Source organism: Shewanella sp. MMG014, from assembly GCF_018100775.1.
In the GTDB taxonomy this organism is placed as follows: domain Bacteria; phylum Pseudomonadota; class Gammaproteobacteria; order Enterobacterales; family Shewanellaceae; genus Shewanella; species Shewanella japonica.
The window spans coordinates 468,033-492,901 of the sequence record NZ_JAGJDZ010000002.1 but is presented as its reverse complement, the minus strand read 5'-3'; the positions used below and the strand labels follow the sequence as shown (position 1 = coordinate 492,901).

Here is a 24,869-nt window from a genome sequence, read left to right as displayed (position 1 = left end):
CATTTTAACCCACTATTTTTGTCCACTTAATGCTGCAATATGTGCCAATCAGAGATATCACATAAAATGGAGGTAATGTGGAAGAAATCAAGGAAATCATCGACTTAATAATTGAAGTTGAAAACTCAAATCTGTCGAGAGACAAACCAAACCCGTAGGATTAGAACGATACGAAAACTCAGCAGAACATAGTTGGCACGTATGTTTGAGTGCTCTAAAACTCAAAGACTTTGCAAATGTGCAAGTTGATATTGTTCGTGTCATGAAGATGCTACTCATCCATGACTTAGGTGAAATTGAAGTTGGTGATAGAGTTATTTACGCGAGTGAAACAGAAGAAGGTAAACAACTGGAAAGGGCGGGAATACACAAGTTATTAAAACTATTGCCAAAAGAATTTGGTAGACTTTGGGACGAATTTGAAAAAGGCGATAGCCCAGAGGCCAGCTTTGCAAAGGCAATTGACAGAGTACCGCCTTTACTTCACAACATTTACGGTGAAGGTCATAGTTGGAAGAAGCACATTATATCTAAAGAAAAGGTTCTTACTTTCAATGGTGAGCGTTTTTCGAAGGGTAGTAACAGACTTTGGCAAGAAGTCGAGTCTAGATTGAACGAAGCCGTTGAAACTGGCGTATTGAAATAAGTGTATAATAAGGTACTTATGAGTGATTCCGTTGCGCTAGTTTCGTTTCGCTCAAGTGTAGCGCACGTTACTCTGCTGCACATTTAATGTGGCTTAATGGTTTTTGGAGATTATTAGTGGATAATTTGACGTTTGTAAATGAAATAAAAGAAGAGTCACTTGATAAATCAATAGCCCATTTTGTAGAACTTTTATCAACGACTAAGCCTACAGATTTTAATGACTGTACAATGCATGATTTGTCCAAAGCTTGGCAAGACTCAGATGAAAACATGAGAAATATTTTTAAAAAACTTATGTACTTATCTTCACAAAGCTCGATAGCTACAACACTTCATTTAATAGATACTCAGTGTACTATTGATGAGAATACTGATCATCTAATTGTAGGGAATTTATTAGATATATTCATGGAACAAACAAATACTGGCGTAAAAACGTAACAAGACGCTATGTAAATCTTAGAAAAGGAGTTCTTATGAACAAACTATTGATACTTTCATTGACTATTTTGTTTTCCGGTTCGTTATTAGCTAATGACTCAAAAATAGATCTCGATGCGTTTGCGAAGTTGTACTTTGATAAAATGGTCGCCACGCAAAGTCCGACAGCTACAAAAAAAGAATTAGAAGAATATTTAGCATTATTAACCGACGATGTTGGTCACTCGCATTTGCCTTGGGTTACTGATGATTCTCGCTTACCGTCTGGTAAAAGTGATATGCGTAAAGGGATGACATTCTATTTAGGTGCTCATACTGAGTACAAAGCTGAATTATTAGACGTATTTGCTTTCAATCAATCAGCCATTGCCATTAGATATAAAGACTATGCTAAAGGTATTCACCCTCAAAGTAATCAGCCTATTGAGTACTCTCAAACAATGATGGAAGTACTAGAAATTGAGGATGGAAAAGTGGCTGTCATTCGTAAATATCACGAATAAATTCACATTAAAGGCGCTCAAGAACGGCCAAATACAGTTAGCCTTGTATGTTCCTTGCTTATTTCCTCAAACAATTTTTTTGCACGCTTGGCGTGGCGTGGCGTTATGCGTAAGGAGTATCATGCAATTAGAGTCACCACATATTCCATTAGGGATTAGTTTAGATGAAGGTTTAAAAATACTTGAGTCATTTTCTTCTGAAATAGAAAAGTGTACCGATAAAGAAGGTGAATTTTATAAAATCGTCTTTGATAATTGGGAATGTGGTTTCTATGAGAGAAACGGTATCGTAACTTCAACTTGGTATAACGATTCGGCAGGTAGAGAAACTGAAGAAGGCATTAATTCAAAGGTCAATCGCTATTTAAATCGTTACGGTGAAATTAATGACTGGGAAGCTGGAATTAATAACGGTTGGATTCAGTTTTTCATAAATCATACATCAGGTGTAAATATGGCTTATGGCTTACATAAAGATGTTATTCGCTTTAACAGCATTAGATAGTTCAACACGTTAGTCATATATCTGAACATCTATCTGAGCATCTATCTGAAGTAGTGCAGCAGTTATCATTGTCACCAGGCTATAAATGTTCTAGAAAGTTGGGCTGACTTAGTTAATGTGAGTGCTGATAAGATGGTAGACGCCTAATTAAGCCAAGTTGTAATAGTGGTTATTGATGTATTTTCAATGTTAAATTCAGTGATTAAGTCTGCTGTTGGATGAATCTGGGTAGTGTTCATGCCGGTAAAGCTTACACAGAAAAGACAGCGACTTGTGATACATCGTTTATCCAAGGCGCTATACTTTTTTGCGTAACTCTTATAAATCGACTGACTATAAATCGACTAACTATAAATCGATTAGCAATAAATCGATCAGAGATAAACAGGTTGATTAGTCATTGTGCTGTTCGAAACGAAGCAAGGCTAAATCATCATTACCGTCTAAAACGTGCTTAACAAACGGGTTATTGAAAACAACCTCACTCTTACCTGCGTGTAGTGTAATAGGTGAGTCATTTTTAATTTCTTCAAGGTAAATATCATTGAGCATATGGCTGTAATATTTAATAAAACTTGGAATAACTAACATTAAGTCAGATGACAATGTCTGGATGAATTTAAAGATATTCATTTTAATGTTTTTATCGATAGCGACCACACTGGCTAACTTAATTAAACCATTTTGTGCTGCGCAAAAGGCCAAATGCCCGATGATTGAATTATTGTAGTAAAAGCAGACTACTTTTAGTCTTTTACAGTCAATGTGTTCGATGGTTTCATTAAAGTCATATCCACTTTGAGACGCATGTGCGTTATAGATTAATGCTTTCTCATCTTCAGTCATTTCATCAAACCAAAACTCTTTGATTTGATTGATATTATAATTATAAATATTCGGTTTTTCATTGATAGCAGTTTTGTGCTTACGTGCCTTGATAACCACTTTCAATTCATGTTCGTCATATTGATAACATTGGTTGAAGAAGTTGGCTAAACCGACTCTGCGATTTAGCGAAGGTAAGATAGTGCCTTTTTCCCATAGACTGACCATTGACTGATTGATGTTTTTAAATAAGCTATGGTTAGTCGCTAAATCATCGGCAAGTGATTGCTGAGATAAGCGGTATGACTTTCTATAATTCCTTAAGGCGACGGCAAAGTCTTCTTTGCTGAAAATTTCTTCTTTACTTTGAGCGGACACTCTCTCTCCCTTGATACATATGTGAGCTGATGTGCGTAATACACTAGGCGGTGTAAATGCTAGTTAACATTTGTGATGAGGGCTACTTATAATGGCTATTAGGTATGCTAATATGGATTAAGTTTTACACTTTCAAAAAACTGCATGTATAGAAAATATCCAGAACAAATTAACTTAAATTATTTAAGAATTTTTAACGAGTTATATATCACTCGTAGTACAACTTTGGCTGCAGCAAAACTCGGAATAACTCAATCAGCAGTGAGCCAGGTTTTATCTAAATTACGTCTTGCTACTGATGACCCTTTATTCATCAAAGGCCAAAATCATTTAGTGCCAACCGTCAGAGCGACGACAATTGGCGAGGGTTTGGCGAATGAATTGATACAATTAGATAAACGTTTTTACCCTCAGGATTTTTTAAGTCATGGAGATTTCGATGGTGAGATTAATTTTGCCATTGGTAGTCCTCTGATTGATGTTATTGCTAAAAATCTTGTTGAAATAGTGATTGAGGTATTACCCAAAGCAAAAATCAATTTTACTCATTGGGGAGATCATACCCTTGATCAAGTCATTAATGGCGATGTTCACATTGGGCTTAATTTATTTCCAATTAATGCGCCAAAAGAAATTAGACAAATACCATTGATTGAAAGCCAGCCTATTTTTATCAGTCGGACTCCTAATGCGTGGATTGAAGAGGGGATGGAGTTGAGTGGTTTTGAAAAGCACGACTTTGCAGGGATAATTTTTTCAGATATCAATCGTATGCAACCAGCACTGGAAAATAACGATCTCACTGAGGGATTCAAGTTTAAGTTTAGATCAGAGTCTCACTCGATATTGGCGCAGTTTTTACAGTCAGATAATTCTATTGTTATTGCGGATAAACTTTCTGCACTTTACTATCCCGGACACTATTTTTACGAGGTTCCCGATAAAGTCGCTAATTTATTACCATCACGTTTAAGTTATGCATTGTATTATTTGCAGGCAAATCAGCAACATCAAATATATTCGGGCTCAAAAGATCTAGTGAAATCATTAATTGCAGGATTACTTTCATCAGTTGAACTTATTGCCAATCGTAATTTACACTCTGACTCTACTATCACCTAGTTTATAGAGCCCTTGTTTAATAAACATAGGCTCTATTTGGGCTGGATGATTGGGGCTGATGATATTAAAGCTTAACCATTAACTTGCCTTGGTTTTCGCCTTTAAAAAATAAATTTAATCCTTCAATTGATGATTCTAGCCCATTGAGTACATGTGAGCGATGCTTCACTTTCCCTTGCAGTACATAAGGAGTGAGCTTTTCTAATAAGCTAGGGATTTCGCCAAAATGATCTGGCATGGTAAAACCTTGCACTGTTATACGTCTTTTTAGAATATTCATCCAGCTTGGTCCTAGCGCAGGTGTCTGTTTACTGTAATCAGCAATCAGACCACAAACCATGACGCGGCCATGAGGGTTCATTCTGTCGACTATCAGGCTTTGAATTGGACCTGCAGTATTTTCAAAAAATAAGTCGATACCTTGGGGAGCTAACTTGTCTAATTCTGCAGCTAAATCAGCTGTTTTGTAGTTTATGGCTGAATCAAATCCCAGCTCATCAACAATCCAATTGGCTTTTTCATCACTACCAACAACACCAATGACGTGAAGTCCATCAGCTTTAGCAAGTTGGCCAACAATAGAACCGACAGAGCCCGCAGCGCCTGTTACTATTATTGTTTCACCTTTTTTAGGTTTACCTACATTAAATAACCCTTGCGTGGCGGTTAACCCTGGCAGAGCAAACACAGATAGAATGGTTTCATCAGGTAAAGGGGCATCCACTTTATTTAGGCCTTTGCCATTACTGCAGAAATACTCTTGCCAGCCCATCATTCCCATGACTCGATCGCCGACCTCAAAATCAGGGTGATGACTTTCAACGACTTCTCCTATGCCACTACTGCGCATGACTTCACCTAGATTTACTGGTGGTATGTAGCTGTCCGTATCAGGTTGCATCCAGCCAAACATAGCGGGATCCAGTGACATATAGTTTTGCTTTACGAGAATTTCACCCGGGTTAACCTTTGGCATTGGTAAGGATACGATTTCAAAAATATCTTGAGTAATTGGTCCGCCTTGTGGTCGTTTGACTAAGTTAATTGCAGTAAATGTACTCATTTTGCTTCCTTCAATGAGATCGATAATTAGGTATCGGTGTGAATAAGATAAACAGTATTATTACTTTGATTATTGATAAGATATAGTGGGCTAGTTGTCTTTCTTTATTGCTTTTATGACAATAATGGGTGGGGTATGGATCAATTAAGAGCGCTTAAATATTTTATCAAAGTGGTAGAAACTGGCAGTTTTACTCACGCAGCCAAAAGCTTTTCGGTACCTGCTTCTTCATTATCAAGGCGAGTGGCAGATCTTGAGACAAGCTTAGGTGCGACGTTATTGAAACGGTCAACTAGAGCCGTATCATTGACTGAGATTGGTGCTGAATACTATCAACAAGTATCACAACTATTGCTACAGCTTGAACAAAGCAATGAAGCGGTAAGAACGTATCAAACAGAGCCAATGGGAAAGCTGAGAATAAGCGCCATGGTTGGTATCGGTAGAGAAGTACTTATTCCGCTTTTAGATGAGTTTTCTCGCTTATACCCAAAAGTCATTTTAGATATAGAGCTTAGTGATGAATTGTCCTCGGTTGGTCGTGATGATGTGGACATTGCTATTAGAGGTGGTTATGCCCCAAATGATCGCGTTATGGCGATTAGATTAATGGACAATCAATTTATCCCTGCTGCAACTCAGCAATACCTCGACACAATGGGAACGCCAACACATCCATCAGAGCTGCAAGATCATAAAGGTTTATATTATCGCTCACCAAATGGTCGTGTACCTTGGCTGAGTAAAATAAATGGTCAGTGGCAAGACGTATCAGCACCAGCAGCAGCGATTAGCAATGTGGGGGAGTGGCTAATTGCAAAGGCAAAACAACACCAAGGTATTTTGATGATGCCACGCTGGGTTTTATCGCCGTTTTTAGCCAGTAATGAATTAACTGAGTTACACTTTGAGCCACCATTGTCTGCCACTCAAAGTGATGATTTTGGCGTATATTTGATTTATCAAAAACACCGCTACCATGTGCCAAAAGTCAAAGCCGCAGTGGATTTTTTAGTGGCGAGAATTAAACATGCTTAACCTATTAATCAATCACAAAAGGTAAGGTATTAGGAATGAAGACAACCAATAAGCCCGTTCAAGTACCGCAATTGAATACACAACGATTAACAATACGGGCTTTTCAATCTGATGATTTAGCTAATTTTGCAGCTTATCGAGCGGATCCCATCATCGCTCAATACCAAAGCTGGAATGATTACACTGAAGAAGATGCCCTGCGGTTTTATTCTAATATGGATTACCAAATGTTCGGTGTTGCAGGCCTTTGGTTTCAATTGGCCTTGATTGAAAAAGACTCGCAACAGTTAATTGGTGATATCGCACTACATTTTGTTGATGAGCAGCAGGTTGAAGTCGGTTTTACCTTAGCAAGAACGGCACAAAAAAAAGGTTACGCAACTGAAGCGATGAAATCAGTGATTGATTATTTATTTTCTGTACTGAAAAAACATAGAATTACCGCAACAACTGATGCCGAAAATAGTGCGTCAATGACACTATTGATGCGGCTCGGCTTTAGAAAAGAAGGGCATTTTATACAAAACATATTTTTTAAAGGAAAATGGGGGGATGAATGCGCCTTTGCACTATTAAATAAAGAGCACCTTTCTTATGAGTCTGATTGAAGTATATAAAGGAGAGTGGTGATGTCTTGCAATGACTGTGAAGAGTCCATTTTTAAGCAAAAGATAGGCCGTTGCCGAGCATGTATGATGCAACTTACTGTATTGAGTCTTATCTGTTGGCCGTTGTGGTGGTGGAATTATGCTGATAACCCGACGTTGGTTGAATCGATTGCGTTACTGTTTTTCTGCATTGCATTTTCTGGACTGTTAAGTTTGCACTAAGTCGTACTGATTTATCGAAAATTATCAGCAGCTGAATAAATATGTTCAGCTAACTCTCACGTATTCTCATTTCAATCGCACTGGCTTAAAGTCGGTATGAGAATGTAAAAAGCCAGCTTAAATGCTGGCTTTTCATTCAATATCACGGTTTAGGTTAGCTTCTTTTTTTCCACTTAAATAGTATCGAATATTTCCATAGACTTTTAATCACAAAGAAGCTGATTAACGCAAAAATTGCCCCCAAAATAACACAACCTAATAAAAATGGTGGACCGATTGTTCCGATTGAACTTTCAACCCATTGCCAACTGGCTTCAAATGCGAAGTCAGTCGTATCCATCCCGAGGATATTTGCACCTAATAGGTAGGCAGCATAAAACATAAACGGCATGGTAATCGGGTTAGTCAACCAAACTAGCGCAACGGCGAGGGGAATATTAACTTTGAAATAAATGGCCATACCTGCAGCAATAACCATTTGAAAAGGTAAAGGCAGCCAAGCAACAAAAAGGCCAATAGCAAATGATCCTGGCGCTGATTTTCGATTCAACGTCCATAAATTGGGATCATTTAATAAGCTGCCAAATATACGTAAATACTTATGATTACGTATTGTTTCAGGCTTCGGCATAAATTTTTGTAATAATTTTTTTGGCATATACGCGATTACTGTCTTTAATTAATCAATGATAAATCGATTCATTTATGGTTTTTGCGCCAGTATGCTTTTTAGCAATTTGCTGCCAAGCCTACTTCCTATATGGATGGCGTCTATCACTTTGATAATAGTGTTAGTAACTTTTAAAAAGTGGTCGTTCATCAGTGGAACACTTTTTGGAGTGTTGCTAATTTCTATTTGTTTTAATTCACTATTTTCTTCACAAGAATCAAATATCCCTGTCAAAAAACAATTTAAGGCAGAGATAGTATCACTAGTTAGCGTAAACAGCGACTGGATAAGTTTCGATATTCGGCTGCTTTCTGAACAAAGTCGCTTTTATGACCACTACTATAGACTCATTTGGCAGCAACCGCCTGAATTAAAAGTCGGTCAAACTTGGCTGCTAAGTGCCAGACTTAAACCGATTACCAGCCCGCTTAATCAAGGTGGTTTTAATCAACAAAAGTACCTATTAAGCCGTCATATCGTCGCAAAAGGCACGGTGAAGCAAGGGGAGTTAGTCGCCTATTTTGCGCCTTTTAGGCAAACAATCATAGATAACCTAACACCTGTATTAAGGAGTTTAGACAATAGCGCTGTTATGCAGGCGTTACTATTTGGCGACAAATCATTATTATCCAAGCAGCAATGGCAACAGTTACGTCAAACAGGAACTGGGCATTTAGTGGCTATTTCTGGCTTGCATTTATCGGTAGTTTTTGGACTTTTTCTATTATTATCACGTGGGATGCTGTTTACATGTTGGCCGCATTCTAGTCGCAGAAACTTGCTTTTATCTATGCTCATAGCAACTGTGTTTGCTTTGGGTTATGGCTATTTAGCTGGTTTTGCCATTTCAACACAACGTGCCTTGGTGATGTTGCTTGCACTCGTGGTCCTCACCATGGTCAATCAATATGCTTCAACATGGCAGCGACTCATTTGGGCGTTATTTACTGTTTTATTAATTGATCCTTTCGCGAGTTTAAGCGCTGGTTTCTGGCTGTCTTTTAGTGCGCTGGCCATTATTTTATTAACCATCGACTATACCTCGCTTCATCAACAAACCACGATTTCACAAGAAAGTGATAGCACTGATTGTATAGATAGTGTTGATTCTAATAGGGAACAACAAAGCCTTTATCTGCGTTTTTTTCAAGATCATCAAACTAGGTTTAGACGTTTAATCAGTCAATGTAAGGCTTTTATTGTTGTATTTTGGGCAGTGCAATGGCGGTTGGCATTAGCTTTAGGTTTGGTGCAAGCGGTATTGTTTGGCATTTTCTCATTTCACAGTATTTGGGTTAATTTCCTTATGGTGCCTTGGTTTAGCTTTGTGGTTATTCCATTAAGCATTATCGCTTTGGTGCTCAATTTACTGTTGATGATAATGCCCATACCACAAAACTGGTCGTACATACTTGGCGAAACTGTAATGCAATTAGCTGATTTGTCACTTAGCCCTTTTCAGTGGTTAATTGGCTTTAGTGACGCCTGGCCACTCGCTTTAGTGAGGTTGCCAGATAATCTCATCTTGAGTGTGGCTTTCTTCATAATGGGACTATTTTTAATAAAATGGTCAGTGGATAAAACATGGCGAGTCGTATCAAGTTTATTGTGTATTCCCTTTGTCATGTTGACAGTGCAGCATTGGACTTTACATCACATTGATCCATTTCAGCACGCCGATAATAAGTCAATCATTACAGATTCAACGCTAAAGCCGATTCATTGGCAAGCGCATGTTATTGATGTAGCTCAAGGCATGTCGGTACTACTGCAGCAGGGGAATCGTGGCGTACTTTATGATACAGGCGCCGCGTATGGGGAGAGTTTTTCTTATGCAGAGCGAGCTATTGTCCCTATGTTACAAGCAAAAGGGGTTACTCAATTAGATTACGTCATTGTGAGCCATAATGATAATGACCACGCTGGAGGGTTAAATGTCATAATCAAACATTACCCAGGGGTGATTGTTATAGCAGAGCAAGCCGTTATCGATAAAAGTATTAATTTAAGCTCTGAGCTGGCTACTGAAGCACCAGCACATTTGCTTTGCGAAAATAACCAAATAAAGTGGCTTAACTTAACCATTGAGATGCATATTAATACACTTGAAAGTAATGATAATAACCGCTCCTGTGTTGCTTATATTATTGATACTCAACGGCGGCTATTTTTGGCTGGAGATATTGAAAAAGAAACTGAGTATGAATTCCTTAAGCGAGACGTATTAGCCCCCGTTGATGTGTTACTTGCACCGCATCATGGGAGTCGAACATCGTCTACACTAGACTTTATCGATGCAGTGTCACCAAAGCATGTTATTTTTACCGCAGGCTACGCGAATCAATATGGATTTCCTAAAGAAGATATTCAAAATCGTTACAAACTTAAAGGAGCTAAAACACTTGTTAGCGGTGACTCGGGTCAGATTAGTATAGATTTTGAACCATCAAACTATACTATTCGTGAATATCGTTCAGATATTGCGCCATTTTGGTATAACAGCCTGTTTAGATTTGGTGAGAAAGTTAAAGCAGAGTAGAATAACCCTTTGTTTGCTATTCAAGTGTTAACGTAATCAATGACAACAACTAATAACGAAATGTCGAGCGTATTTAAACGCCTTCTTACTTATCTCATTCCGATGAAAGGAATGTTTTTGTTAGCAATCTTAGGTCTGTTAACTTACGGCTTAGTCGACGCCGCTTTTATTGCGTTCATTAAACCTTTTATCGATGAAGGCTTTAGTCAAACGCCTAATGTGGTTGGTGGCGTAGAAGTTCCGACCCACGGCGGATTTAATGCCAACAAAGACATTATGTTAATGGCGCCACTTGTGGTCATTGGTATGTTTACACTTCGGGGGATTGCGAATTTCGTATCGACCTATTGTGTATCCTACATGAGTGCTAAGTTAATCATGGATATGCGTCAGCAAGTGTTTGAACATTATTTACGCTTACCTGTCAGTTATATTGACCGAGAAAACAGTGGTAATTTAATTTCTCGAGTTACATTCGATACTGAACAAATCGCCCGAGCATCCGGCAGTGCACTTATTTCTATAGTACGTGACTCGATTACAGTCATTGCAATGTTAGCCATCATGTTCTTTTATTCTTGGAAACTATCCCTGTGCATATTAGTGATTGGCCCATTAATGGGGATAGTTATAAGCCTTGTCAGTAAACGTTTTCGTAAGGTTTCTAAGCAAATCCAATCAGCTATGGGTGGGGTTACAGCGACGACAGAACAAATGATCAAAGGCCACAAAAATGTATTGGCGTTTGGTGGTCAAAAAACGGAAGTTAATCGTTTTTTCAAGGTGAATGATTCTAACCGTCATCAAAATATGAAGTTAGCTGTCGCCCAAGCAATCAGTCAGCCAGTGATTATGATTATCGGTTCATTTGCTCTTGCGTTTGTACTGTATGCCGCAACATTTCCTGGATTAAAAGAAGAACTGACCGCGGGTACTTTTGCCGCTATTTTAGGCGCTATGATGGCAATGCTGCAGCCAATTAAAAACTTAACGCGAGTGAATGCTGAGTTTCAGCGTGGTATTGCAGCGTGTACAACCGTGTTTGAGCTACTTGATACCGCCCCTGAATCTGATACGGGTGAATATGAAGTGGCACGAGTAAAAGGTAACTTGAAATTCAATAACGTGACATTCAGTTATCCAGACACTGAAAAGCCAGCGTTAACCAATATTGACTTTGAAGTAAAACAAGGCAAAACCATTGCTTTGGTTGGCCGAAGTGGGTCAGGTAAGTCGACCATTGCCAGCTTAATGACGCGTTTTTACACTGGTGTATCTGAAGGTGATATTACCTTAGATGATGTCAGTATTTATGATTACAAATTGAAGTCTTTACGTAATCAAGTCGCCTTGGTATCACAACAGGTGACCTTATTTAACGATACTATCGCGAATAACATTGCATATGCCTACCCAGGTGAAGTGACCCGAGAGCAAATTGTTAAAGCTGCTGAACTTGCTTATGCAATGGAGTTTATCGAAACTCTACCAGAAGGCTTAGACACCGAAGTCGGTGAGAATGGCGTTTTGCTATCAGGTGGACAGCGTCAAAGGATTGCCATTGCTCGTGCTATGTTACGTGATGCGCCTGTCCTTATTTTAGATGAAGCAACCTCGGCTTTAGATACTGAATCTGAAAAAGCCATTCAACATGGGTTAGATAACTTACGTCACAACCGCACATCCATTGTTATTGCACATCGACTTTCAACGATTGAATCTGCAGATGAAATTCTTGTTATCGACCAAGGTAAAGTTGTCGAGCGCGGTGCGCATGCTGAGCTAGTTGAGCAAGAAGGCGTTTACGCTAACTTGTATAAAATGCAATTTGGTAATTAAATGCAGGCGTTAGTTAACAAAATTTGGTATCAAGGTCATCCGGCAAAATGGTTGCTTATGCCATTGAGCTGGTTATTTGGGCTTATTACTTGGTTGCGTCGCCTTGGGTTTTCACTCGGGATAAAACAAGCTAAAACTTTACCTGTGCCTGTGATTGTCGTGGGTAATATCACAGCTGGTGGCAGTGGCAAAACGCCTACCGTTATCTACTTAATTGATTTACTTCGCCAGCATGGCTATAAGCCTGGGGTAATAAGCCGCGGATACGGGGTTAAAATTAATGGCGTGAAAGCCGTTAATTTAACCGATAAAGCGGTAGATGTGGGTGATGAGCCAGCCATGATTGTGGCGCGGACAAACGTTCCCATGGTGGTTGGCGCTAAGCGTATTGACGCAGCGCAGAAGTTGTTATCTGATTTTGATGTTGATGTGATTATTAGTGATGATGGCTTACAGCATTATGCCTTAGCCAGAGATATCGAACTTGCGATTGTAGATGGGCAAAGACGATACGGTAATGAATGCTTAATTCCTGCAGGGCCATTACGAGAAGGCATTTGGCGATTAAACACTATTGATTGGGTGATCAACAATGGTGGTGCAGCGCAAAATGATGAAGTGGCAATGCAATTAGCACCGTGTTCATTAACAAGGGTAGACTCTGCAGCGTCTTCTAATACCTCATCTTGGCAATCTGAACCCGCAGTGGCTATGGCGGGGATTGGTAATCCGCAACGTTTTTTCGATAGTCTTAGCGCGTTAGGGTACGACATTGTTCAAACTCATGAGTTTGAAGACCATCAGGCATTTGATAAACAGGTATTAGCGCAACTCTCTGAAGAGCATCCATTGATAATGACAGAGAAAGATGCGGTTAAATGTCGCGATTTTGCACAACAAAACTGGTGGTATCTGCCAGTAAATGCGAAGCTTAATAAAAGTTTTGATCAAGCATTTTTGAATAGACTAGAACAAGTCGTCAAAGTTAAACAAGGAAACCTCCATGGCGTTCGATAAAAAATTACTTGAGATTGTGGCTTGCCCAGTATGTAAAGGTAAGTTGGAATTTGATAAAGAAGCAGATCAATTGATTTGTAAAGCTGACAAGCTCGCTTATCCAATTACTGAAGGCATTCCTGTTTTGCTTGAAAACCGAGCATTACCGCTAGAGTCTTAAAAAATCATTATTAAAAAAGCGCCTTTAAGGCGCTTTTTTTTGATTTAAATCCCATGCTACATATCAATTCGTTGGTTAACTATTGTGCACTTGTTGTTATTAGTATGTAGGTACTGATTATAGAGTGATTGCACTATTTATGCGCTGACGTAAAAGTCAGCCAGTTCACCTCGAAAAATTTGAAGTCTATGTCTTATAGCTTAGATACTGAATACTTAATTCGGTATGGCGGACAAAAAATGACTCAAATGCATTCTTTTCAGGACAAAGTCGCACAAATGCTTATTTTAAATGAAGGTGTGCGTATCAGTCATTTTGAATATCAAGGTAAGCGCTATTGGCTTAAACAAGTTGAAAAGCTTTCTGGAGCGATGCGCTTTTTAAAATCTGATTCAGCCGAAGCCTTATACAAAGAAACTCAAGTTTTGAAACTTTTACAAAACGATGGTGCTCCAGTTCCCAAGGTACATGCAAGTGGCGATGGATATCTCGTTGTTGAAGATGCAGGGCGCACGGTTAGGGATTGGCTTGAAAGTGATGATATAGCCAGTGATGAATTACAGCGTATTTTGAATGATACCAGCAAAGGTTTAGCTCATTTGCATTTGATGGATCATGCACATGGAAGACCGGCTTTACGCGACATAAGTTGGGATGCCGGTGAAGTTAAATTTATCGATTTTGAGGCCAATCAGCAAAAGGGCACCTTGTTGAACCAACAAATTCGAGATGTATTAGTTTATGTGCATAGCCTATACCGCTACATAAATGATAAAGAAAAGATTTCGGCTGCGATAACGGCTTATCGCCAAGCTGGTGGTGAGGTTATTTGGCAACAAGCCAAGCAATTTTTACAGTCTTGGCAATGGTTATACTATTTTGCAAAACCGTTTCAAGGTATAGGTGGTAAAGATTTAAAACCAGTGTATTGGGTGCTATGGCACTTTAGGTACCATTAAATAAAAAGCCGCTTGTCACTGCTACGCTGACAAGCGGCTTTTTTTAGAATGAATCGCTTTATTCAAATAAGTAGATGATTAGCGAGGTTTTAAGTCTTTATATAAGGTATCGATCCACTTTTTCTCCGTGATAAAACCCCAGCTCCAATCTTTCCATTTCTCAGGTACGCCACTTGCTTGTACTTGCGCTAGTGTTTTACCTTCAGTGAGCTCTTTTTCCATCCATAGAATATTTTCATCAAGCATATGTTTGAACTTTAATAAATCATCCTGAGTGGCCAGCGAACCATGACCTGGGATTATCTGTGTCTGTTTGTCTATTAATGACAGAACCTTTGAAACATTGTCACGATAACCAATAACAGAGCCACCACCATTTAAATCAACGTAAGGGAAGCGGTCTTTAAAAAATAAATCCCCCATGTGTATAACGTTATCATTTTTCCAAAACACTACACTGTCGCCATCAGTATGTCCTGACCCCATATGTTTCAGAGTTAACGTGTCATTGTTAAAATGAATGGCAACATCCTCGGAATAAGTCACAACGGGCAGGGCTGCTTTTGGGGTATCTTGCTTGGCACTGAGTCTTTTCAGTACATTGTGATGAGCAAATATGATCCCTTGTTCACCAAAGTGGGCATTACCGCCAGTATGATCGCCGTGATAATGGGTATTAATGACGTACTTAGGTTGTCCTGGTTGAATTTTATTTAATGATTGACTGATTTTATCTGCGAGTGGTGCAAATTGATCATCGATAATTAATATGCCATCTGCACCAGCTGATACACCGATATTACCGCCAGAGCCGATAAACATATAGGTTGTGGGTGTGAGTTGTTGTGAGGTGATTTGAACATCTTTAAAGCGGTCATCATCAGCATAAACTGCAGTGCTAATTAATGATAGTGCGAGTAATTTACTGAACAATCTTAGTTTCATCTGTTGTGTCCTGGTTTAATATTCACGCCTTTGGCTAGATTAACTAGCACAAAGGCATGAGGCATCCATATTACACAGTCCAAGGTAACAGCTTTTTCGCTCTCTTGTCAGCTAAACCTAATTTAACTGATGATTGATAACGAATTCGATATAGCGCTTGATAGCAAAGAGGCACTAAATACAAACTGGTGACGGTAGAAAAACTTAACCCGCCAATAATGGCAATGGCCATAGGTGAGTATGGTGGCCCACCGCCGCCGATTTGAGTATCACCCATGGCTAAAGGAACAAGCCCTAGCACAGTGGTCGCGACTGTCATCAATACTGGACGTAATCGTGTAACACAGATAGCAATAATGGTGTCTGATAAGTCAGATAATTTGGGCGTCATTTGGTTTATTTGATCCACCAATACAATGCCGTTATTAACTACGATGCCCATTAAGATAAGGATCCCAATCATTGCCATAACTGACATTGGCGTACCTGAAATCCACAGTGCCCAAAAAACACCTGTGATTGAAAACAAGATTGAGCTGATAATAGCTGTTGGTAATAACAGGGATTCAAATAAAGCGGCCATGACGATATAAATCATGGCTAGCGCTAATATCATATTGACGGCCATAATCGACTGGTCTTCATCTTGTCGTTGGAACCCACCACGTAAACTGTAGCCATAACCATACGGGAAATTAATGGTTTCCATGACTTGTTCAATTTGCTTTTGAGCCTCTTCTGTAGTGATGTCATTGACATTAGCGCCAATGGATAGGGCTGTTTGGCGATTGTAATGTCTAATCGTATCAAAACGAGGTTGAATATTGATTTCAGCTAAGTTATCGATGTTATACACTCGCTGACCTTGGCGAATAATAGGCAGTTGTTTTAACTTTTCTAAAGAGTGTTGCCAACTTTTATCATAGGCTAATTCGATACGTAACTCGCCATTAGGATCGTGTCTGAATGAACGCAGTGGTGAGCCTCGAAGTGCCATTGAAATATGAGAGGCTATTTCATTGAGGTTTAAGTCAAGCCTAGCAGCCATTTCACGGTCAATTTTTACCACAACCTCTTGTTGCGCTGCATTCACTTCAGAGCGCACGTCTTCTAAGCCGTCAATCGCACTCAGCAATGGTACAACTTGCTGACTAATCTTGATAAGTTCAGACGTTGAACGCCCCGTTAATGTAATGCGTAATCCTGAGTTTTCATTTCCCCAACCAAATTGTGGTGAAGCGGCGGCATATTTAGGGAATCCTTCTCGGATTTGCGCTTTTAACTCAGACATTGGAGTTTCGATATCTTTTAATAGCAAGATGGTGGTTTGAATGCTATCAGCTGAGTAATAGCTATATACTGAGTCGATGTGAAAGGTTTCTTTATTGGCATAAAGATAGTCTTCCATTTGATTGATCATCGCTTCAGTAACTTTGAGGTTATGTCTGCCTTCAAGTTGGTAATTAATATATAAACGGTCATTACCTTCACCATCTGATTGGTCCTGTTGCACCAAGCTCAATGGCAATGCTGTTGAGGCTAATAGGAACACGGCTAACACCCCAGAGGCCTTCGAATGCGTTAAAATCCAAGTTAAGCTTGTTTGATAAAACTGACGCAACGTAGACTCTTTTTCCTCGGTATCAATTTCGAAATGTAATTTGGTCAATAATAATGGGATTAATGTCTTTGCCACTAACAGTGATGCGGCAAGAGAAATACAGATTGAAATCGCTACATGTTCAAGGAAAATGGTCAGCTCAACTTTAACACCCACAATATTAGGTAAAAAGACAATGGCAGTGGTCAGCGTGCCAGCAAGTACTGCTAAAGCCACTTTTTCAACACCAGTTAACACGGCATTTTCATTGGCTTTTTGACAGCGTGCTAAGGTATCTTGCTGACCTGTAATACCACTACGTTGCTTTTCTTGCAGTACGCTTTCGGTTACAACAACCGCATTATCAATCAGCATACCCACTGCCAGTAATAACCCCATCATCGATAAGATATTCAAGCTATAACCCAGTAAGTACATACCAGCTAACGTCATACAAATTGAAATAGGTACTGACGACACCACCACTAATGTCATTTTTAAGTTACGTAAAAATAAGTACAGTACGCCGAATGATAGAAAAGCGCCCATCAATCCTGATAGCAGCAAATCTTTAAGTGAAGACTTAACACCATAGGCCTGATCTTCCATGACAAATAACTTGATGCCTTGAAATTGTCTGTCTTGTTTAGTTTGTTCAATGACCTTTAATACTCGCTCTGACACATGCACTAAATTTGCCCCAGATTCTTTAAACACATCTAAACCAACAGCATATTTTTGGTCTAAATGTCGACCCTCAAACGCCTCAGGAAGCGTAAAGGTCACTGACGCTATGTCACCTAGGCTGGTTGTGGTATTGAGTTTAACAGCTTTGATATCTTCAATAGATAAAAATTCACCTTTTGGAGATACTTGAAAAACACGGTCATTGTGACGGATGGTACCAGCACTTATGACAAAGTTTTCCATTTGTAGTCGTTGGCGAAGCTGTGCAGGGTTGATACCTGAAGCTGCTAACTTATCGGCATCTAGCCTAATTTCAATTTGCTTTTGATCAACGCCATACAAAGTGACTTTTGATACGCCTTCAATACGCTCTAAGGGTTTGCGAAGTTGCTTATCGAGCAAGTCGAATGCATTGGATAACTCGCGCTCACTTGATATACGAATAGTGAGCACTGGCATATCAGCAGTAGAGAATTGCTGAATGAGCACTCGTTCAACATCTCTGGGTAATAAATGCCTTACCGAGTCGATTTTTTCGCGTGCTTCTAGACTTTTGGTGGCGACATCTTGCCCCCATTTCATATTGAGCTGAATATTCGCTCCATCTTGAGATGAATTTGAGCGTACCTCTTCAATACCACTCATTGTTGCTAACGACTCTTCTAGAACACTGGTGATATCTCGTTCAACCTCAGCAGGCGTTGACCCTTTATAAGGCACGTTTACCTGAATTTGTGGAATATCAATACCTGGAAACATTTCCAATGGCAGTAGCCTGCTAGAGGCCATGCCGAATAATAATATTGCCAGAAAAAACATGCTGGTGGTTACGGGGCGCTTAATGGCTAATCGAGTAATGCTAAAGCTCTGTTTATTTTGATTAATTTTAATGTTATCCATTATAACTGCCCCTCTGATGCTAAGGTCGGCGCCACTTCCGTTTGCGTTACTTGATAACGTTTTTTATCAAATATGCCGTAAAGGGCTGGAATAACTAACAGCGTTAACATGGTCGACATTGATAAACCAAAAATAACAGTAATTGCCATAGGTGCACGTATTTCACTACCATCACCTAAACCAATTGCCATTGGTAACAAGCCCAGTGTTGTGGTTAACGTTGTCATCATAATTGGGCGTAATCGCGATTTAGCTGCGGTGTTAATCGCTTCATCTTTATCATGACCTTCTTTTCGAAGTTGATTGATTCTATCGACCAAAACAATCGCATTGTTAACAACAATACCTGCGAGCATTATTAGGCCGATAAAGACAACCACACTTAAGTGAGTGCCTGTTATAAACAGACCGATAACACTGCCACCAACAGCCATGGGCACAGCAATTAGGATTAGTAATGGATGCAGTAAAGACTCGAACTGACTTGCCATGACCAAATAAACTAAAAAGATAGCTAATACCAAGGCAATTTTTAATGAATTAAACGAGTGCTCCATTTCTTCGTTTTGTCCGCCGAAGCGTGCTTGAATGGAAGACGGAAATTGCTGTTGATTAAGTATTTGTTGGGCTTCTTTTACTGCTTCACTTAAATCGCCATAACTGAGGTTTGCCGATACGATTGCGACACGTTGTTGGCTAACACGGTTAATGGCTGATGGGCCCACTTGCAATGAGACATCAGCTACAGCACTTAATGGAATCGGGTATTGACTATTAGGGTTAATAATCAGCGAATTGACATCTTCAATGTGATTTCTTTCATCTAGTTCGCTTCGCACTAAAATATCAACTTTACGGTCACGAACTGTGTATTGGCTTGCTATAGTCCCGCCTACACGCTGAGCAATTCTGCTGGCAACAGTAGGTGCGTCCATATCAAGGGCTGCTAAACGGGCATGATCAAAGCGAATACTGATTTCAGGTTGTCCATCACGTAGACTCGTATTGATATCGCTAAATCTTGTTGATTGTGACAAGGCAGAAACCAGTTGGTCACCACTTTGCTTTAACTGGGCTAAATCATACCCAGAGAGTTCAATTTCAAGCGGTGTTTTAAAGCTAAACAATTCAGGATGTTCAATTTTTGCATCTAAGGCTGGAATACGCTTGGCGGTTTCACGTAACGTATTAGCCACTATTGTAAATGCGTCAGGATTGGCTAGTACAACTTGTAATCGTCCCCAATTTTCTCCACCTCTAGCGGTATCAGAAGTCATTAATCCACCACTACCTGCTTGGCTGAAAGTGTGTTTCACATTGTCACTATCGCTAATGGAAAATGCCAATTGCTCTAGCACAGCATCAGTTTTTTGAACGGCAGTACCTGGTGGAAGTAAAATTTCGACATAAAACTCCCCTTGGTTCATTGGAGGAATAAGCTCCACACCTAATCTTGGGAATAAGCTACCAGCCCCCACGGTTAACATGAGTGCAATAACCACAGTCACCATTTTATGGCTCATTGCTTGACGTAATACACGATGATATATCGCCTCAATGAATCGATAAAATAGATTAAAACCTGCGCTTAACGGACGCATGAACAAGCTGAAAAACCAAGACGTAAAGCGGGTTAGTATGATGACAAGATTAAGCAATAAGGTCGGTAGATAACTGAGTATAAGTTTAAAAGGAAAACCTAAAATAGCCTTGGTGTAATAGGCGAACTTTGCTTTTTTACTCGTTAGTTTTTCAATCGGAGTAGTGGTTTGCTCTACAGGTAGTTGAGTAAAACCTTGTCTAGAAGCAAGCATTGGAATCGCTGTGAGAGCGACAAATAATGAAGCCAGTAAGGCGAAGGTCACTGTGAGCGCTTGGTCAGAAAATAACGCCCCAGCAATACCATCAACAAACACAAGCGGGACAAATACGGCGAGGGTGGTCAGTGTTGAAGCAAAGATAGCACCAGCCACTTCTTTACTGCCAGTAACAGCAGCATCTAATCTAGCCATGCCTTTTGATTTATAGCGGTCAATATTTTCAAGTACCACAATAGCATTATCAACTAACAAGCCTATGGCTAATGCGATCCCGCCAAGCGACATTATGTTCAAGCTAATCTCTGCAAAGTACATCATGTTGAATGTGGCGATAACAGAGAATGGGATTGAAATTGAAATGATAAGTGTGGCTATGATGTCTCTTAAAAATAAATAAATGACTAGCATCGCAAGCAAACTACCAAATAGGGCTGCTGTGGTGACTTCACTCACTGCGCTTTGGATAAACTCTGATTGGTTATAAATGACTTTTAGTTGATTATCTGCCGATTCTTGATTGATATTAGCAAGCTCTGCTTGCACCTTTTTAGCAACAGAAACGGTATTAGCATCACCTTCTTTATAAATCGCCAGTTCTATAGACTCGACATCGCCGATACGGGTGACATCACTGCGTTCTTTATAGCTGTCGACAATATCAGCCACTTCCGATAATCGAATTAATGTTTGGCCTTCACGGTAGATGATGACGTTTCGTAATTCATCTAGGCTATTAAATTGATTGAGGGTGCGTACAAGGTATTCTTTATCTCCTTGTATCACTTTACCTGCTGATAAATTTATATTTTCTTGATTAATACGGCGCTTAATATCGTCAGCATTTAAGTTTAACTGCTGTAATTTTTGCTGGTTAAGTAAAATATGAACTTCTTGCTCTAATCCGCCAGATAACCTAACTGCAGCCACACCAGATAGTGCTTCAAGGCGACGTTTTAGTTCTTCTTCAGCAAAAGTGCGTGTGGTTTTTAATTCAGATTCAGTTGCGTCAGGAACCGATAACGCCAAACGCATGATGGGATCCAAATTAGGGTTAAATCGCAGTAAAAGCGGCTTATTAATATCTAGAGGTAACTCAATAGTATCGATTTTTTCACGTACTTCGAGGCTTGCCATATCCATATTCGTGCCCCACTCGAATTCCAGGACAACATCGGACATTCCAGAGCGAGAAATTGAACTGATTTTTCGTAAACCTTTTACGACTCCAACCGCTTCTTCAATGGGTTTAGATATAAGCTGTTCAACTTCAACTGGCGCAGCGCCATCGTAGGCAGTACGTACAGTTACACTTGGATAGCTTAGGTCGGGTAGTAACTTAACCGCAAGTCGAGTAAAGCCCACCATGCCAAACAACATAATGGCAAGCATAAACATCCACACAGTAACCGGGCGTTTAACCGAAGTATTAATCAATGACATAGTGACTTCCTTATTGCGCTGCTAGGCTGTTTTTGGCATAAGAAAGGGGCGTGATCACTTCGACCAAAGATTGATCCTTCAGGTTTTGCTGACCACGAATGACGATTTGTTCACCTTGTTCAACACCTGAAAGGATTTCAACTTTATCTTTTTCTCGATAGCCCAGTTTGACTTCTCGACGGGTCGCGGTGTTATCTTCGATAACATACAAGGCTTGAGTATCATCTTGATTAATAACCGCGTTGAAAGGAACGGTAATAACGTTTTTGTGAGTGTCATATTTTAATTCTACTCGGGTAAACATACCGGCTTTTAGTTTGGCATCGCTATTATTGATAGCAATGGTGACTTTAAATGTACCGCTTTGGGCATCCACAATCGGGCTGATACGCAGTACGTTAGCGATGATTTCTTGGTTGTTGATGCTTTGATTAGCATATTGATTTGTTACTTTAGCTTCTTGCCCTAAGCGTAAGCTCACTAATTGTTGCTCAGGTAAGTGAACGATGCCATGAAGCTCGTCTTGGTTAACAATATAAAATAACTCTTCAAACTCTTTCGCCATGTTGCCTTTTTTAACGTGGCGTTTAGCGACTACACCATTAATTGGCGAAACTATCTGACTTTCAATAACATGCAGTTTAGCTAGATCACGCTGCGCAATAGCGGCTTGTAAATTGAATTCTAACTTTGCCATGACATCTTGACTGACAAATTCTTTATTCTTCATCTGCTTTAGTCGATTTAACTCTTGCTCAATGATTTGAACTTCAGCTTGAGAGCGTTTGTAATCGTAGTGCTGACGTTTTGCGTCAATGGTGGCTAAAGCCTGACCTTTGGTGACTCTATCGCCTTCCTCGACTTCAATTGTTTCAATGAGACCTGCAATGCGGGTGACGACATGAGCTTCTTCTGGCGCTTCTAATGTTGCAGTTGTGCTATAAAACGAAGATACATCTCCTTGAGTAACTGGTGATACTTCAACAGGAATGGCGTACTTCTCTTCCTCTTTTTCTATTTCAGATTCTCCACCGCAAGCTGTTAACGTTAATGTTGCAAAGCAAAGTAGTGAGATTGTCATTTTTTTCATGCTGATTAACCTATCCATGGGGTACCTGCTAATTTATTTTGTAATCGGTTTGTTGCTAATACTTATTTAACCTTGAATAAGCAGAAGTTGTGCCAATATAGTTAATTTGTTTTTAAACAGAGGTTTAAGTGTTTTTTGCACTTTAGTTTAGCAAAGGTGAATATTAAGATGTGGTGAAAATGTTTATTTTTTGGTGTTAATGGTTAATAGTGGCAGTGAGCACTTCTGACACTCAACGAAAAAGCCGATGGCTCAGTCAAGGAATAGGAAAATGGTTAAGATCATACAAGCCACAATCGATAACCTTTTACAAATCTCACCGCTTTTTTGATGCCTATAGACAGTTTTATGGCCAGGAAGAAAATTTGGATTTAAGCCATAAATTTATTAAGGAAAGGTTAGTTGAAGCTGATTCAATCATTTTTATTGCGATGAATGAGCAAAATACGTTGGTTGGCTTTGCTCAGTTGTATCCGTCATTTTCATCAGTTGCGATGAAAAGAACATGGATTTTAAACGATTTATATGTAGAACACGCTTTTAGACAACAAGGTGTAGCTACAGCTTTACTGCATCAGGTTGACGTTTTCGCTAAATTTACTCATGCGGACAGTATTAAATTATCGACAGAGGTGAGTAATGGCGCGGCTAAAGCATTATACGAGAGTAAGGGATACCGACAACTCAACCAGTTTGATCACTATATTAAGCGTGTTGATTAACCCATTACGCTTATTTAACAACATCTACGCCATTATAATAGAGGGTTAGATCCTTCAATTGAGATTAACGTCTATTGCACCTGCCTTTTACCATAAGCCTAAATTTACAGAGGGCGAAAGGCCAGTTAGATATGAAAGAGTTATTATTTGGTGTTGTAGGCAATATGGGGCCGGAAGCTGACATTCTATTTCAGGATATTGTTTTTAAGGAAGAAGTCGCGCATGGTGCGATGAAGGATCAAGACCATATGGGAATGGTTGTCATTAAGAATCCAGATATACCTGATCGCTCTGAAGCTATCAATGAGGGAGGAGAAGATCCCGTTCCTGAGATGCTTGAATCAGTAAAATTTCTTGAAAAAAATAAAGTCAATTTTGCAGTGATGACATGCAATACAGCGCATTATTTTAGGAAAAGGCTACAAGAACAAACAGATGTTTATTTACTCGACATGTTGAAAGCAACCACAGAGCAAATTCATAGCGATAACCCTGCAGCAATCGTTGGCATACTTTGTACCAATGGTACTTACAATTCGGGTATCTACGATGATTATCTAACAATGGCAAATTTACCGTTTATTAAGCCGTCATTAGAAATTCAAGAACGATATGTACATAGCGCAATATATGGTGCCAAAACTGGTGAGAAATCCTCATGTGGTCAGGATATAAGAGAACCGTTTGGTATTAAATCTGGTGAATTAGCAAGTAATGCAAAACTATTGATTAAGGCGATTGAAACGTTAGAAGTTCAAGGTGTTGATACCGTTATTTTGGGCTGTACTGAGTTACCTTTAGTTCGCTCTATTTTAGAGAACCACTTTTCATCAATTGATTTTATTGATCCAATGGAGGCGGTTGCAAGCAAAGTTGTGCAAGTTTATGAGTTGGCAAAGTCACTTTACTTCAGCGGTGAAGCCAGAGACTTTTGTGAAAAAATAAATATTGGAGACATTCACTCTATTGAAGATATCGCGCATTATATTGTTTATAGGCAAAATAAAAACAGGGTGCTTGCTGAGGCTTGAAACTTAGCATTTGTTTGTGATTTTTAAATATACTCGCGACCAACGCAAGCTTATCTTTCTAGGTTATCAATGATACAAGTCAGGCTGTGTTATTAGG

The 24,869-nt window shown here is 39.5% G+C and carries 21 protein-coding genes and 1 pseudogene; 15 read left to right on the top strand and 7 right to left on the bottom strand.

Going from position 1 to position 24,869, the window contains the following annotated elements:
- Positions 1–181 precede the first annotated feature (181 nt).
- The 4 genes and pseudogenes from J8L86_RS05110 to J8L86_RS05095 form a co-directional block, all read left to right on the top strand.
- A pseudogene (locus J8L86_RS05110) lies at positions 182–646 on the top strand (HD domain-containing protein); the annotation flags it as partial.
- A gap of 116 nt (positions 647–762) precedes the next feature.
- Entirely contained in the window at positions 763–1,089 is a 327-nt protein-coding gene (locus J8L86_RS05105) for a hypothetical protein (RefSeq protein WP_211029102.1), read from the top strand.
- Between the two features lie 35 nt (positions 1,090–1,124).
- Positions 1,125–1,592 carry a nuclear transport factor 2 family protein gene (locus J8L86_RS05100; RefSeq protein ID WP_065107808.1) on the top strand — a complete coding sequence of 156 codons (468 nt, stop codon included), beginning with the start codon at positions 1,125–1,127 and terminating at the stop codon, positions 1,590–1,592.
- A gap of 121 nt (positions 1,593–1,713) precedes the next feature.
- Positions 1,714–2,097, top strand: coding sequence for a hypothetical protein (locus J8L86_RS05095; protein WP_211029100.1), 384 nt, complete (start codon positions 1,714–1,716; stop codon positions 2,095–2,097).
- 393 nt (positions 2,098–2,490) lie between these two features.
- On the opposite strand, the gene J8L86_RS05090 is transcribed toward J8L86_RS05095, so the two are convergent.
- A complete protein-coding gene (locus J8L86_RS05090) occupies positions 2,491–3,300 on the bottom strand; it encodes a helix-turn-helix transcriptional regulator (RefSeq protein ID WP_065107810.1) in 810 nt (269 codons plus the stop codon).
- A 144-nt stretch (positions 3,301–3,444) separates the two neighbouring features.
- Here J8L86_RS05090 and J8L86_RS05085 point away from each other — a divergent pair, with 144 nt between their 5' ends.
- The gene (locus J8L86_RS05085) at positions 3,445–4,422 is read left to right on the top strand and encodes a LysR family transcriptional regulator (protein ID WP_211029093.1); all 978 of its coding nucleotides are present in this window, start codon (positions 3,445–3,447) and stop codon (positions 4,420–4,422) included.
- 64 nt (positions 4,423–4,486) lie between these two features.
- Here J8L86_RS05085 and J8L86_RS05080 read toward each other — a convergent pair whose 3' ends face one another.
- Positions 4,487–5,485, bottom strand: coding sequence for an NADP-dependent oxidoreductase (locus J8L86_RS05080; RefSeq protein ID WP_211029091.1), 999 nt, complete (start codon positions 5,483–5,485; stop codon positions 4,487–4,489).
- A 135-nt stretch (positions 5,486–5,620) separates the two neighbouring features.
- Between J8L86_RS05080 and J8L86_RS05075 the strand changes: the two genes are divergently transcribed.
- From J8L86_RS05075 to J8L86_RS05065, 3 genes are read left to right on the top strand one after another with little or no spacing between them, the layout of a single operon-like run.
- The gene (locus J8L86_RS05075) at positions 5,621–6,523 is read left to right on the top strand and encodes a LysR family transcriptional regulator (protein ID WP_065107813.1); all 903 of its coding nucleotides are present in this window, start codon (positions 5,621–5,623) and stop codon (positions 6,521–6,523) included.
- A 35-nt stretch (positions 6,524–6,558) separates the two neighbouring features.
- The gene (locus tag J8L86_RS05070) at positions 6,559–7,131 is read left to right on the top strand and encodes a GNAT family protein (protein WP_211029089.1); all 573 of its coding nucleotides are present in this window, start codon (positions 6,559–6,561) and stop codon (positions 7,129–7,131) included.
- Between the two features lie 21 nt (positions 7,132–7,152).
- Positions 7,153–7,353: a DUF3624 domain-containing protein gene (locus J8L86_RS05065; protein ID WP_211029087.1), complete on the top strand. Its 201-nt coding sequence runs from the start codon at positions 7,153–7,155 to the stop codon at positions 7,351–7,353.
- Between the two features lie 154 nt (positions 7,354–7,507).
- On the opposite strand, the gene J8L86_RS05060 is transcribed toward J8L86_RS05065, so the two are convergent.
- The gene (locus J8L86_RS05060) at positions 7,508–8,011 is read right to left on the bottom strand and encodes a DUF2062 domain-containing protein (protein WP_055023400.1); all 504 of its coding nucleotides are present in this window, start codon (positions 8,009–8,011) and stop codon (positions 7,508–7,510) included.
- Between the two features lie 28 nt (positions 8,012–8,039).
- Between J8L86_RS05060 and J8L86_RS05055 the strand changes: the two genes are divergently transcribed.
- The 5 genes from J8L86_RS05055 to J8L86_RS05035 all read left to right on the top strand — a co-directional run bounded on the left by J8L86_RS05055 (position 8,040) and on the right by J8L86_RS05035 (position 14,537).
- A complete protein-coding gene (locus J8L86_RS05055) occupies positions 8,040–10,562 on the top strand; it encodes a ComEC/Rec2 family competence protein (RefSeq protein ID WP_348772643.1) in 2,523 nt (840 codons plus the stop codon).
- A 39-nt stretch (positions 10,563–10,601) separates the two neighbouring features.
- On the top strand, positions 10,602–12,401 hold the full coding sequence (gene msbA / locus J8L86_RS05050) for a lipid A export permease/ATP-binding protein MsbA (protein ID WP_055023398.1): 1,800 nt from the start codon (positions 10,602–10,604) through the stop codon (positions 12,399–12,401).
- A complete protein-coding gene (lpxK, locus tag J8L86_RS05045; RefSeq protein WP_211029083.1) occupies positions 12,402–13,418 on the top strand; it encodes a tetraacyldisaccharide 4'-kinase in 1,017 nt (338 codons plus the stop codon).
- On the top strand, positions 13,405–13,578 hold the full coding sequence (locus J8L86_RS05040) for a Trm112 family protein (RefSeq protein ID WP_080915983.1): 174 nt from the start codon (positions 13,405–13,407) through the stop codon (positions 13,576–13,578). Before lpxK ends, J8L86_RS05040 begins: the two co-directional genes overlap by 14 nt.
- A gap of 188 nt (positions 13,579–13,766) precedes the next feature.
- Positions 13,767–14,537 carry a phosphotransferase gene (locus tag J8L86_RS05035; protein WP_240433795.1) on the top strand — a complete coding sequence of 257 codons (771 nt, stop codon included), beginning with the start codon at positions 13,767–13,769 and terminating at the stop codon, positions 14,535–14,537.
- A gap of 78 nt (positions 14,538–14,615) precedes the next feature.
- Here J8L86_RS05035 and J8L86_RS05030 read toward each other — a convergent pair whose 3' ends face one another.
- The 4 genes from J8L86_RS05030 to J8L86_RS05015 all read right to left on the bottom strand — a co-directional run bounded on the left by J8L86_RS05030 (position 14,616) and on the right by J8L86_RS05015 (position 23,019).
- Entirely contained in the window at positions 14,616–15,482 is an 867-nt protein-coding gene (locus J8L86_RS05030; protein WP_211029081.1) for an MBL fold metallo-hydrolase, read from the bottom strand.
- 70 nt (positions 15,483–15,552) lie between these two features.
- Positions 15,553–18,669 carry an efflux RND transporter permease subunit gene (locus tag J8L86_RS05025; RefSeq protein ID WP_211029079.1) on the bottom strand — a complete coding sequence of 1,039 codons (3,117 nt, stop codon included), beginning with the start codon at positions 18,667–18,669 and terminating at the stop codon, positions 15,553–15,555.
- Positions 18,669–21,929 carry an efflux RND transporter permease subunit gene (locus tag J8L86_RS05020; protein ID WP_211029077.1) on the bottom strand — a complete coding sequence of 1,087 codons (3,261 nt, stop codon included), beginning with the start codon at positions 21,927–21,929 and terminating at the stop codon, positions 18,669–18,671. Before J8L86_RS05020 ends, J8L86_RS05025 begins: the two co-directional genes overlap by 1 nt.
- Positions 21,930–21,939: 10 nt before the next feature.
- The gene (locus tag J8L86_RS05015; protein ID WP_247663194.1) at positions 21,940–23,019 is read right to left on the bottom strand and encodes an efflux RND transporter periplasmic adaptor subunit; all 1,080 of its coding nucleotides are present in this window, start codon (positions 23,017–23,019) and stop codon (positions 21,940–21,942) included.
- A 365-nt stretch (positions 23,020–23,384) separates the two neighbouring features.
- Here J8L86_RS05015 and J8L86_RS05010 point away from each other — a divergent pair, with 365 nt between their 5' ends.
- Together J8L86_RS05010 and J8L86_RS05005 are read left to right on the top strand one after the other, a co-directional pair.
- The gene (locus tag J8L86_RS05010) at positions 23,385–23,741 is read left to right on the top strand and encodes a GNAT family N-acetyltransferase (RefSeq protein ID WP_247663192.1); all 357 of its coding nucleotides are present in this window, start codon (positions 23,385–23,387) and stop codon (positions 23,739–23,741) included.
- Between the two features lie 131 nt (positions 23,742–23,872).
- On the top strand, positions 23,873–24,772 hold the full coding sequence (locus J8L86_RS05005; protein WP_211029074.1) for an amino acid racemase: 900 nt from the start codon (positions 23,873–23,875) through the stop codon (positions 24,770–24,772).
- Positions 24,773–24,869 lie beyond the last annotated feature (97 nt).